The following is a 12090-nucleotide window of genomic DNA, read 5'->3' on the forward strand; positions in this document are numbered from 1 at the left end:
GGTATTTCTTTGGTGTGGGCCGCACCCGGTTGTGACGGGTGCGGCCTGGCAGATCAAGTCAGCAGTTCATTTCGAGCGTGGTGTCAGTTGCCTCCCTTGGTCGGGGTCTGGAGCGACTCCAGCACTCGATCCAGCGAGAAGCTGCCGGCCTTCTGGCTCGGTGGATATTCCTTGAACGTGGCGAGGAACTTCCCGACGTATTGCTGCGCCGGCACCAGCACGAATGCGTGCTCAGCGGTCCAACGGGTGTAGTCCATGCCATCCTTATCCGCGGTCTCGAAGGGGTCGGCGCGGAGGTTGAAGAGCTTGGGGAATGCCAGCGGCGTAGGCTCAGCCTGCCAGACAGGCCAGCCATACTCGGGCTTCTCGGCGAAGACGATCTTCCACCGGTCATAGCGGAGCCCGGCGAGCGTGCCGTCATCCAGGAAGTAGAAGAACTCATGGCGCGGGCTGGGCGTCTTGCCCGCCAGCGCATCGGTGAGGTTGTAGCCGTCGAGATGGACCTTGAAGGTCTTGTTGCCGACTTTCATGCCCTTGAGCAACTGCTCCTTCACGTCGGGGACGCCGGCGGCGGCCAGCAGCGTGGGCAGCATGTCTTCGTGGGCGAAGATGTCGTTCAGCACAGTGCCGGGCTTGATGACCCCGGGCCAGCGGATGGCGGTAGGCACGCGGAAGCCGCCCTCCCAGTTGGTGGCCTTCTGGCCGCGGAACGGTGACTGCCCGCCTTCCGGCCACACGTCTTTCATCGCGCCGTTGTCGGTGGAATACATGACGATGGTGTTCTCATCGAGGCCGAGTTCCTTGAGCTTGTCGAGCACCTGGCCGACGTGGCCGTCGTGCTCGACCATGCCGTCGGGATAGGGGCCGAGGCCGGTTTTGCCCCGGCTCTCTTCCTTGAGCCGCAGCCAGATGTGCATGCGGGTGAAATTCACCCAGAGGAAGAAGGGCTTGTCGGCCTTCTTGGCCTTGTCGAGATAGTCCATCGAGACCTTGGCGATCTCGTCGTCGATTGTCTCCATGCGCTTCATGTTCAGCACACCGGCGCTCTCGATCTTTTGCGTGCCGTCCGGGTTGGCCCAGCTATGGATCACGCCGCGGGTGGCGTATTTCTTCCGTAGTGCCGGGTCTTTGAAATAGTCGGGATGTTCCGGCTCATCCTCGGCGTTGAGGTGGTAGAGCGTGCCCATGTACTCGTCGAACCCGTGGGCCGTGGGCAGGTGTTCATCCCGGTCGCCGAGGTGGTTCTTGCCGAACTGGGCGGTCGCATAGCCCTGGCCCTTGAGCAGCTCGGCGATGGTGACATCCCGCGCCTGCAAGCCTTCCTTGGCGCCCGGCAGGCCGACCCTGAGCAGGCCGGTGCGAAAGCCGCTTTGCCCTGTGATGAAGGCCGCGCGCCCGGCCGTGCAGCTCTGCTGGGCGTACCAGTCGGTGAACAGCGCGCCTTCCTTCGCGATGCGGTCAATGTTCGGCGTCTTGTAGCCCATCATGCCCTGGTTGTAGGCGCTGACGTTCCAGTAGCCGATGTCGTCACCCCAGATGATGAGGATGTTGGGTTTCTTGTCGGCGGCGACCGCGGGGAGCGCGCCGGCGACCAGCGCTATCGCTCCCACGAGAACGAACCATTGAAGAAAACGACTCATGACTGCTCCTCCTTTTGTGTTGCGTGCGCGTTTCTTGACATAACGCATGCTCAATTGTTGCTGAGCTTCAATTCGAACAATCCACTAGTCCTTCGGCAGTTCGCACGTGGCGTCGCCCCGCATCATGCAGGCCCGCCAGGCAAACTTTTTGGCCCAATAGGTATAAGCTTCTTCGACATCGCCCCACCGGTGAAATGACTTCCAGGCATATTTCCCGCCACCCCGGCGATCGACTCCGGCAGCCAGCAGTTCACCGGTCTGACTGTCGGTCGCTTCCGCTTCAATCGACGCCTTGCCGACAAACGACTCGGTGCTGCTCACGTATTTCTTCCCTTTTGACAGGACCATGGCGGCCGGATACGCGGCGGTGAGGTTATCCACCACCGGAACGTTTTTACCGGCTTCGGTAATGCCGATACGGACGTGCATCACGTCAGGCCCTGGCGACTGCACCATCTGATAATTCTTGGCCACCACACAGATCGCACCCAACAGTAAGAATCGAGTTGCAACCATTTCAATCCTCCTTTTTTCTCGTCTACGATGAATAACAAAAACAACTTGGGGGTGGAAACTTGGCGGAATACGTTACTATTTTCAAGTAGTAGTTTAGGCCGACATTCGATTAGAGCCAGTCACGCATCCTGGCTCCCCTTGTCGTCACGACGCCTGGCCACCGGGACCGAAGATCACCCCTTGAGATCCCCAGTTCATGGTAAAGGCGAAGAAATGCATCATCGTGTCCTTGTAGGCGCCGGTCACTTCCCCGGCCTGCAAGCTGCGATTTTGCGAGATCGCCATATCACCGATATAGGCCAGCTCGTAGCTGAATCCCAATTTGACCTTCGGGTTCATCAGCCAATTGGCGCCCAGGCCGAACTTATAGGTCGCGCCGACCGGAGCGGCCAAGGTCCGATCCGCTGCGCTGACCATCGAGGAATCGTAGGCAAATCCACCGTTGAGCAACCACTCGGGATTCAGCCGGTACTGGGTGCCAATCCCCACGTGATAGGTGTCGTTGTAGTTACTGGTGGTCGTCAGCGACGTGGGACTGGCCCCACCTGAGACTGAGACGTCGACCTTACCGAAATCACTCCAATCTTCCCACCCGAAGTCGCCCATGACCGCCCACCGGTCACTGAGCTCATGATAGCCGCTGAGGATGACATGCTGCGGCACCGTCATGCCCAGATCGATATTACGGGTCAGGAGACCATTGCCTTGCAATGTGCTCCCGAACGTCCCCAGGTTCGAAAAGGTGGGGCTGGTCGAGAAATCCAATTTGATCGGAGAATAGTAGGTGACGCCGACGCGGGTGCCTTTTTGGGGCTCGACGAGGATGCCGAACTGGCCGCCGACGCCCGCGGTCGTATCCGAGAGATACAGCTGCCCGTCGCCGTTGCCCTGGCCCAGGGTGTTGATGTTCACGGTGTTCTTCAGATAGGCCACCATGACGTTGGGACCGCCTCCAATGGAAATATATTCGTTGACCCGGTAGCTCGCCACCGGCGCAAACGTGATCCCGACCAACGTCGCCTGCTTCACATAGTAGCGGCCGACAAAGCCCTGGTCATTCTTCAATCCCAAGCCGAAATTCCCCAGCATACCGAGCCCGACTTTGAAATCCTTGCCGAGGCTGTGCACATAGAAGCCGCTCGCACCCGGCACCACACCGACCGGATTCCCGCCGCCATTCCCGCCCTGTGGGGTATTGGTGCCGCTGAACCCGCCGCTTTGGAAGTACAAGGCTTGCAACCCGCCTTGGAATTGATTGCCTTCGAGTCGACTCATGCCGGCTGGATTTTTGAACAAAGTGGAGGCATCCTGCGCGCGCGCCGCCCAGCCTGCTCCCGCAAGGGCCACGTCCTCCGTTCCGAATTCCGTCAAGAACAGTCCTCCGGCATGAGTCATCCCGGGGATAAGGAACAACGCCAGAAGAAATGCTCCGACGGATACTTGAACAACGACTCGCCGATACACGCTCATAAACCTCTTCGTAGTCACATATCCTAAAGGTCTTTCATTAGCGTCTACTTGCATGGGCGGGTCTTATATCACGAATTCAGAAAAAAGTAACAACCTCCGCTCACCCGGGTGATGTCACGCGACTTGTGTAAATTGGCGAAGGGTGCGTGGGCGCCACTCCAGATTAAATCGGTTGAAGATCGAGAAGATCATCCGCTCCACGCTCTGCACGTTCACGAGACACACCATCGGGCGGGTCCGCCGTCGCACTTCGACGAAGCACCGCTCAATCACATTGGTCGTCCGCAGCTTGCGCCAGAGCGCCCGCGGACACTGGAAGAACGCCAGCAACTCGGGGAGATCCCGGAGCAGCCGGACCACGAGCTGCGGGTACCCCTCTCGCCACCGACGGGCGAAGGCCTGCGCCTGGGCCACCGCCGGGCCATGCTCAGCAAATTCCGCAGCGTGTGCACCCAACAGCGCCGATGCGCCACACGGGGATAGACCGTCTGCAGGGCCGCGGCCAACCCCGCACAGCCATCGGTCACGACGAGCTAGAGCTGGTGGCCCTCCAGTCCGCGCCGATAGAGATCCAGCAAGAGCCCTTCCCAGGCCGCTTGGCTCTCCCCCGTACTCCGGGTAAACCCAAGCAGGTGTCGTGTCCCATCCGCTCGAACGCCGTAGGCCACGAGGAGTTGGACTCGCTTGCGGCCAGTGGGCCGCCGCACCCGCAGACTCACGCCATCCAGAAACAAATAGCGCCACTCATCGGCCAGTGGGGCCTGATGAAACTGGGCGACCGCGTGGTCGAGATCTCGCGTCACCCGCGACACCGTCTGGGCACTGACCGGTTCCTCGGTGACCAGCGCGACCATGCGGCCCACGGCCCGCGTACTGAGCCCGCGTAAAAAGGCTTCCCGAATCAACCGCAACACCTCCGCCGCTCGGCGCTCCACCCGCACGAGTCCTGCTGGCAGGAACGCGCGGTGCCGGGTCCGGGCGCCCCACACTCGCAACGTGCCGAGGCGTGTCACGAAGTCCCGCTCATAAAACCCGTTCCGGGCATCGGTCCGCGCCGGACTCCGTTCATAGTCCCGCACGCCGAGATAGCAATCCCGCGCCTCAAGGGAGAGCCGCCCCAACAGGTCTTGCCAACTCTGCCGGGTGTGCTGGGCGAGGTCGCCCCAGAACTGCTCCCGGACCTCGGAGGTGAAGTGTTGCCACTGCTCGGTCCACGGTGCTAGCGTCGTCATGGGTGTAAGCCTCCTTGAGTGGAATGGGTTTGCCTTCGACAGCAACCCAGCTTACACCCTTCGTCTTTTACACAGAGAAGATTACATCACCAATGGCGCGAGATGACCAAGAGCTCAAAACGATTTGAACATGTAGCGAGTGCCGATCTCTACATTCCAATCGTAGGCTCCGGCGACATCGTTGCCCCAAATCCCAACACCGGGGCGCAGATACATCCCCCATCGCCCCACCACATTCCGGCCAAGTTCGACTTCGAACGTCATGCTGCTCTTCGCTTTCATTTCCCAATTGACTTGCCACGCCCCTTGCACGGTGCTCCACCAACGGTCAGCCCAGATCGTATTGATCTGGACATTCGCTTGAGTCAGAGAGATCGCAGCTCGAGACGGATCGCCGCCGGCTGAGACCGAATGTTGGAACACCCCGAACAGGAAGGACTCCCATTGAGGGAGGAAACGGCCCGTGGCGATGAATGGGCCGACCGTATACTTTCCACTGCTCAAGGAGTTGTCGGATGCGGTGGGAAATGTAGAGGCGGCGCCGATGAAGAAGGCGTATTCCGGCGTGTTGTAGGCGCGCCACCCGAGTAAGGCTGATAAGTTGCCCAAGCCTTGGGCGCTGCTGATGCCGGAACGATTGGGATCGAGCCACCGGTGGAACGGAGTGTCCACACGGAGCAACCAGTTACTCCGGAACGGGAGGTCCACGCGGGCTACGGTATCGGAGAGCCGAGCGCCATGAGGTAAGTCTGCGTATTGAGAGGACAGCTGCACACGGCCCACAATGGCGGTCGGATCGGTCCCATACTTGGCGGCCAGCGCTCTGAGTCGCTCGGCCTCCTCAAGTTCTTCCTGAGTCAGTTTGGGCCTCAGTCTTGGGGGGAGAAACCGGTGTTCGCGTGGTGAATCTTCCCGTTTCTGCTCCGAAGCTGCATCTGGTTCGTTTGTGGCGGGAGTATCCGTTCCCTGTTGAACTGACTTGCCACGTTCGCTCTCTTGAGGTGCCCGCGACGGTTCCTGGGCTAGGGCAACGTGCAGACTCCCTATTCCGAGCCATCCGTACAAAACTGAAGCGAGACCCACGGTTGCAATCCGGCCCCACGTGTCTCGGCTGCAATGTCTGGATTGAGTGTATCCGGTCGGTGTCGCGTCCATTGCGCTGATCGGCGAGAACAGGAGATATCCTAACCCGCATTATTCATGAGCGCTTCTGCTGCAATCGCGGATTCGCCGCTACGACAAGCCTGGACGCGGTGGCTTGGCGTCCAGGCAGGCGGGCTCGCCGCTCGGTCGGTCAACATACTGTTTCAAGTATGCCTTCCTCCCTCGCGGCTCCGCGCGCCTGTCTCGCTTGGCGACTGCACGATTTCGCGACGAACCGTCATGAATAATGCGGGCTAATGCGCCTTTGTTTTGCACAGTGAAGCCCATTCCGTCAATCGATTCGCCACCTCGATTGTTCCAATCGAGGTCCCAGGTCAACGACGGTGTGGTTCACCAGTGATTGGACCAGATCGTATTGACGGTCGGTTGGACTTGCATGAAGTGGATGTCGTTCCGGCTCGGATCCCTTCCGAAGGAGTTGAAGTTTTGGACCAGTGTAAAGAACAACGAGCGCAGCCGGGGCATTGGGACCGTCACCCCGCCTCCCGGCCCAAGCCTGTACTGGCCCGTGCCTAGTTGCTTTTCCGAGGCTGTCGGATCGCGGCGTCACCACCGATGAACAGCACCGCGAATACCGTGATCGTGATGTCCTCTGTGCGGTAGGTGCAGGCAGAGGGCCCGTCCCTATATTTCCATTATCACGGCGTGATTCGCAGGAAGTTTTTGACCCTGATTTTGTGATTGACCGTGGCTCAATTGGCCTGGATCGTCATGATCGGCGACGGGGCCTTCTCGCCTGTGTCAGCCAGGGTCATCAAGATGAGGAGGAAGGTGAACGTGCCTTTGGAGCGAAGATCATGGTTATCGATCCAAAACCACAAGTCGTTGTATCGAATAATCGCGAAGGCTTCAGCCGGCTTGGACGTTCCGCTCATAATCCGAATCAGCGGCGGGGGAGCTTCCTGCCCATCGGGCGAGACCATCGCCTGCGGATATGCGCGCTGCTGCTTCTGGTGCTCTTCAGGAATCTGGACATGTGATGAAAGTTCTCGGAGGATCTGCATTCCCGAACGTGTCTGGATGGCCACGATGTCATCCCGCTCGTGCACCGTCCCGTAGATAATCCGAAATTCCGTTGTCTCTGGATTCAACCCGAGCAGGCGTTTGACGGTGGCCCGCTCAGCCTGAATTTCCGGAGGGATGGTTTTGAGGGGGAAAGACAGGACGAGGCCTCCACCTTTCTTGTCTTGTTCGGGCTCGGCGCGTATTCCGACGGCGCCGGATTCCTGGATCTGCCGCAGGGACTTGAGCAGCTTGGCGAATTCCGGGTCCGCCGGTCGCGCTCGTCCTCCGCCTCTGGCGTTCGAGAGCGCATTGATGCTCTGTGCGCACACGTTGAGCAACATATCAATCGGATACCCTGACTCGACCAACTCGAACAGTCGGATCGGCGGAATGGGAGTCATCAGGGTGCGGATGAATTGAGATCCGGTCAGCGGCACGTAGGTGATGGTGGGCCGATCCGTGTACTGGCCCTGCGCGCCGAGATTGAAGAAGTTGGGGGTTGGCCCTGAGGGAAAGACGGTCCCCCCGGCTTGGACGGTGCTGACCAACTGGTAACCACTGACGATCTGACCAACATCGAGAAAAATCGGCGTGTCTGCATAGCGTATCTTGACGATATTGAGCAAGGTCTGTTGCTTCCAGGAATTGGCCACGGCCTGTGTAAAGTCAAAGCGATCACGGTCAAGCGTCAAGGCCCCGAAGTTCATACAGCCGCTCAAGCTGAGCAGGATGGCCATTGCAGCCAATGGCCGGAACCACTCGGACCGGAGACGGTTGTCGAAGTGTGCTCTCACCATCTGGTCTCTTTCCAACAGGAAGACGTAATAGCTCCAGGCCGGCCGAGAGACTTGGACAGCTGCGTCAACCAGACCTTCACTCTTTCACGCTCATCGCCTGAGTCCTTCAAAACCACGCGTTGCTGTCATGACTGTAGTCCTCCCGCACCCTGCCCCACTGCCGCTCGCTCAGATAGGGACCCCAGTGTTTCCAGTTGGAACCATCCTTTGACAATCGATCGTGTTCAGAGGTATGCGGCATCTTGTCCTCCGTCGGCTTGCGTAGCGGTACGTTGTCCAACACAGCTCGATTCCTTGAACATGAGGCGACCGACTCTTGCCGACAGTGACTTTGCCAGGGTGGTATCCGTAAAGATGTCGGGAAAGAAGCAGCGTTTGTGAAGATGGTCAGATGCATGTCATTGGTCATGGCACCAAAACAGGCAGCAGTATAGAGAATCCGAAAGGAAAAATCATTAGCGAAGAGGACCAGCACGACTGTGTCACAGCATTTCTGATTGAGCCATATCGAGGTTGTCGCATGGAAGGGTCAATGTCGGACAGGCTCCTAGGCCTGATCTCAAAAGAGTTCCCCACTGGTTGTTGCAATAGTCACCAGATAGCCCGGAGAGATTGTCCCGAAACGCCTCAATGGACAGCCCTTGCTTCGAGGTCAACCCCTGGCAGATGTGAAAACTAGGTGTTTCTTGTGTGATGACTGTATTTCGCTTGCGCGCTGTAACGGCATAGGACGTGCAACCGTCGATAAATGTCCTCGTGGCAGGCACCCAGGTGTTACTCGCCAACGTGCATCGCCGATATGACTCTGGTGGTCAACGGACATCCTGGATTTGCGTGAGAATGTACGCCGGTTTCTTGCTCGCGAGTTATACCAAACTAAGGAGGAATCATATGATAGCTAGAATCTTGGGGGTCATCTTAATATGCGGGACGATGTTGGCGGGGTGCGTCACGAAAAGCACCCATGTGGCGACTCTGACGGAGCTCGAACAGGCACAGAAGGCCTTAACCAAGACGGCGGGGGAGTTCGATGCCTATAAGAAGCAAGCAACAGGGCAGATAGCCGGGCTTGAGGCGGACAAGACCAAGCTCTCGACTGATCTGCTGTCTGCTCAGACGGTCGCAGCTAATACTCAGAAGAAAAACGAAGAAGATTCGCGCATGCTACAAGCAAAGGCGAATGATCTAGAACAGAAACTGCAGGCCGAGAAGGCTACGGTCACCCGGTTACAGCAAGGCGGGGACGCGCTTGCCGCTGAGAAGGAGCGCCTTGAGAAGGAGCGGGCTGCCAAGGAAGCAGAAATTGAGCGGCTGACCAGAACCCAGCAGGAGTTGAGTAAGTCCCTGCAAGCTGAAATCGAACGTGGTGATATCACGATCAAGCAGGTGCGCGACCGGCTGACGATCAACATGGTCGAAAAGGTGCTATTCAACTCCGGTCAGGCTCAGGTGAAACCGGCTGGGCTGAAAATTCTCACGCAAGTCAGCGATGTCCTCAAGAACGTGACCGATAAGCAAATCCGGATCGAGGGGCATACCGACAATGTGCCGATCGGCGTGAAAATCCGGGATAAGTTTCCGACGAATTGGGAGCTGTCTACCGCCCGCGCCACGAATGTCGTGCGATTCTTCATCGAGCGTGGTGGCGTGAATCGGGAAAGCCTTGAGGCGGTCGGCTTTGCGGATACCAGGCCGGTGGCCAGTAACGACATGGAGGAAGGACGGACGGAGAACCGGCGAATCGAAATCGTGCTGTATCCGAGGGATCTCTCCCAGGTTGTTGGAGAGGTGAAGCCATAGGAATGGCAGCCTGTAGCGTAGTGGAGGAATAAAAAGCCCCCCGAAAGGAGGATTTTTACTTTTGTGACCGAGAAGTGCTGACAAGTGACCATTGCCGCATGTACTATGCGCACCGTCCTATAATCCGGCGTCACAAGGTTTCGAAGCAGAGTGTTTTCTGGAAGAGGTGAGAATCGTACCTGGGTGGGCCACGAGAGAGATGACCATGCAGGCGACCGGTAGCTCTTCACCCCTTGGCGCAACCGTCGGCGGCGACGGCGTCAATTTCAGCCTGTTCTCGCGTGACGCAAGAGACGTGGAATTACTGTTTTTTGACCGGCCTGACGACCCCAAGCCCGTGCGCGTGATCAGTCTTGATCCCGTCACCAACCGCACATATCACTACTGGCACCTGTTCGTGCCAGGTGTACGGCCGGGGCAGATCTACGGCTATCGTGCTCAAGGTCCCTTCGATCCCGCCCAAGGGCTGCGGTTTGATCCCGCCAAAGTGCTGCTCGATCCATACGGCCGAGGCGTCGTCGTGCCGAAAGACTACAGCCGTGACGCGGCTCGTCGAGAAGGCGACAATACGGCGACGGCGATGAAGAGCGTGGTGGTGGACCCGTCGGCGTACGATTGGGAAGGCGATGCGCTGCTGAAACGGCCCTCCGCCCGGACCATCGTCTACGAGATGCACGTGCGCGGATTCACCCGCCATCCCAGTTCCGGCGTCGCTGAGAACAGACGGGGCACCTATGCCGGCCTGATCGAGAAGATACCCTATCTCCAGCAACTCGGCATCACGGCCGTCGAACTGCTGCCGGTGTTCCAGTTCGATGCCCAGGACTGTCCGCCGGGAAGAATCAATTACTGGGGCTATGCGCCGGTTTCATTCTTTGCGCCACATCCCGCCTACAGCTCGCGCCAGGATCCGCTGGGTCCGGTGGACGAATTTCGCGACATGGTCAAGGCGCTGCACCGGGCGGGCATCGAGGTCATTCTCGACGTCGTGTTCAACCACACGGCGGAAGGCGACAACAGCGGGCCGACGCTGAGCTTTCGCGGTTTGGACAATAAGGCCTACTACATCCTCGATGAGGACCGTTCGCGCTATGCCAACTACACCGGCACGGGGAACACGCTCAACGCCAACCATCCGATCGTTCGCCGCATGATCGTGGACAGTCTCCGCTATTGGGTCGAGGAGATGCACGTGGATGGATTCCGGTTCGACCTCGCGTCGATCCTTGCGCGGGGCCAGTCTGGCGCGGTGATGGAAAACCCACCGGTCCTGTGGGATATCGAAACGGACCCGTCAATGGCGGGCGTGAAGTTTATTGCCGAAGCGTGGGATGCGGCCGGGCTCTACCAGGTGGGCAGCTTCATCGGGGACAGTTGGAAAGAATGGAACGGGCGGTTCCGTGACGATGCCCGCAGCTTCTTCCGCGGTGAAGAGGGTTCTTTGGCGCGTTTTGCCGACCGCCTGGTCGGAAGCCCGGAGATGTACGGACACGAGGAGCGCGAACCGGAGCAGAGCGTCAACTTCGTGACCTGTCACGACGGGTTTACGCTCAACGATCTTGTTTCCTATGACCACAAGCACAATGAGGCGAACGGCGAACAGAACCGGGACGGAGCCGACGACAATCGAAGCTGGAACTGCGGCGTTGAGGGACCAACGGACGATCCGGTAGTGGAGAAGCTGCGGAACCGGCAGGTGAAGAACTTCCTGGCCGTCACGCTGCTTTCCGTGGGTCTGCCCATGATCCTCATGGGCGACGAAGTGCGGCGTACACAGCGCGGCAACAACAACGCCTACTGCCATGATGACGACATCAACTGGTTCGACTGGACGCTGGTCGCCAAGCACGCAGACGTGCATCGGTTCGTGACGCTGCTCAACGCGCGACGGCTCTTGCGGGACGTGGAGCACGAGCGCCAACGCATGAGTCTGAGCCAACTGATCCGGCAGGCGAATAAAGCGTGGCATGGCGTCAAAGTCGGGCAGCCGGACTGGGGCCCTCAGTCGCGCAGCATCGCGTTCAGCGCGGAGGTAGCGAAAGAACGACTCCTCTTTTACCTGATCCTGAACGCCTATTGGGAGCCCCTTGATTTCGAACTGCCTCCGGTGAGCAATGGCAGCGCGAATCCCTGGCGCCGGTGGATCGATACAGGGCTCGACTCGCCCCTGGACATTGTCCCGTGGCAAACCGCTCAGCCGATTCCCGACGACAGCTATCGGGCCGAGGCGCGTTCTGTGGTGGTACTATTCGCCGGTTTGGCAGGGGGATCAGGGTGAGTGCTAGCAGGCTGCGGAGAAACTCAGTTGGTTTGTCTGGTTCATCTGGTCTATCTGGTTGGTCTGGTTTAACCAAACAAACGAGACAAACCAAATAAACCAAATAACAGTCTTATTTTTCTGGCGGACTTTTTCAGCATCCTGCTAGAGGTGACGTCGTAGTACCGTGGAGGGTAATCAGTCCGCTG

The 12090-nt window shown here is 58.8% G+C and carries 9 protein-coding genes; 2 read left to right on the forward strand and 7 right to left on the reverse strand.

Translation table 11 applies throughout. The features are described 5' to 3' along the window. Nucleotides 1–83 precede the first annotated feature (83 nt). From HZB34_04625 to HZB34_04655, 7 genes are all read right to left on the reverse strand, one after another. On the reverse strand, nucleotides 84–1688 hold the full coding sequence (locus HZB34_04625; protein ID MBI5315235.1) for an arylsulfatase: 1605 nt from the start codon (nucleotides 1686–1688) through the stop codon (nucleotides 84–86). Between the two features lie 36 nt (nucleotides 1689–1724). Beyond that, the gene (locus HZB34_04630) at nucleotides 1725–2156 is read right to left on the reverse strand and encodes a DUF3313 domain-containing protein (GenBank protein MBI5315236.1); all 432 of its coding nucleotides are present in this window, start codon (nucleotides 2154–2156) and stop codon (nucleotides 1725–1727) included. A gap of 144 nt (nucleotides 2157–2300) precedes the next feature. After that, a complete protein-coding gene (locus HZB34_04635; protein ID MBI5315237.1) occupies nucleotides 2301–3626 on the reverse strand; it encodes an outer membrane protein transport protein in 1326 nt (441 codons plus the stop codon). Nucleotides 3627–3740: 114 nt separating this feature from the next. Continuing rightward, nucleotides 3741–4082 carry a transposase gene (locus tag HZB34_04640; GenBank protein ID MBI5315238.1) on the reverse strand — a complete coding sequence of 114 codons (342 nt, stop codon included), beginning with the start codon at nucleotides 4080–4082 and terminating at the stop codon, nucleotides 3741–3743. 77 nt (nucleotides 4083–4159) lie between these two features. After that, nucleotides 4160–4858, reverse strand: coding sequence for a transposase (locus HZB34_04645; GenBank protein MBI5315239.1), 699 nt, complete (start codon nucleotides 4856–4858; stop codon nucleotides 4160–4162). A 114-nt stretch (nucleotides 4859–4972) separates the two neighbouring features. Beyond that, nucleotides 4973–6013 carry a hypothetical protein gene (locus HZB34_04650; GenBank protein MBI5315240.1) on the reverse strand — a complete coding sequence of 347 codons (1041 nt, stop codon included), beginning with the start codon at nucleotides 6011–6013 and terminating at the stop codon, nucleotides 4973–4975. Between the two features lie 701 nt (nucleotides 6014–6714). Further along, on the reverse strand, nucleotides 6715–7824 hold the full coding sequence (locus HZB34_04655; GenBank protein MBI5315241.1) for a hypothetical protein: 1110 nt from the start codon (nucleotides 7822–7824) through the stop codon (nucleotides 6715–6717). A gap of 891 nt (nucleotides 7825–8715) precedes the next feature. Between HZB34_04655 and HZB34_04660 the strand changes: the two genes are divergently transcribed. Both HZB34_04660 and glgX read left to right on the forward strand, forming a co-directional pair. Beyond that, nucleotides 8716–9624 (forward strand): OmpA family protein, encoded by a 909-nt coding sequence (locus HZB34_04660; protein MBI5315242.1) that lies wholly within the window; start codon nucleotides 8716–8718, stop codon nucleotides 9622–9624. A gap of 199 nt (nucleotides 9625–9823) precedes the next feature. Further along, the gene (gene glgX, locus HZB34_04665) at nucleotides 9824–11902 is read left to right on the forward strand and encodes a glycogen debranching protein GlgX (GenBank protein MBI5315243.1); all 2079 of its coding nucleotides are present in this window, start codon (nucleotides 9824–9826) and stop codon (nucleotides 11900–11902) included. The last annotated feature ends 188 nt before the right edge of the window (nucleotides 11903–12090 follow it).

This window comes from Nitrospirota bacterium (assembly GCA_016219645.1).
Classification (GTDB): domain Bacteria; phylum Nitrospirota; class Nitrospiria; order Nitrospirales; family Nitrospiraceae; genus Palsa-1315.

Bases quoted from the DNA above. Each gene is read 5' to 3' on its own strand.
- HZB34_04625 (MBI5315235.1), bottom strand. From the start codon at position 1,688: ATGCGTTATGTCAAGAAACGCGCACGCAACACAAAAGGAGGAGCAGTC.
- HZB34_04630 (MBI5315236.1), bottom strand. From the start codon at position 2,156: ATGGTTGCAACTCGATTCTTACTGTTGGGTGCGATCTGTGTGGTGGCC.
- HZB34_04635 (MBI5315237.1), bottom strand. From the start codon at position 3,626: ATGAGCGTGTATCGGCGAGTCGTTGTTCAAGTATCCGTCGGAGCATTT.
- HZB34_04645 (MBI5315239.1), bottom strand. From the start codon at position 4,858: ATGACGACGCTAGCACCGTGGACCGAGCAGTGGCAACACTTCACCTCC.
- HZB34_04650 (MBI5315240.1), bottom strand. From the start codon at position 6,013: ATGGACGCGACACCGACCGGATACACTCAATCCAGACATTGCAGCCGA.
- HZB34_04655 (MBI5315241.1), bottom strand. From the start codon at position 7,824: ATGGTGAGAGCACACTTCGACAACCGTCTCCGGTCCGAGTGGTTCCGG.
- HZB34_04660 (MBI5315242.1), top strand. From the start codon at position 8,716: ATGATAGCTAGAATCTTGGGGGTCATCTTAATATGCGGGACGATGTTG.
- glgX (MBI5315243.1), top strand. From the start codon at position 9,824: ATGACCATGCAGGCGACCGGTAGCTCTTCACCCCTTGGCGCAACCGTC.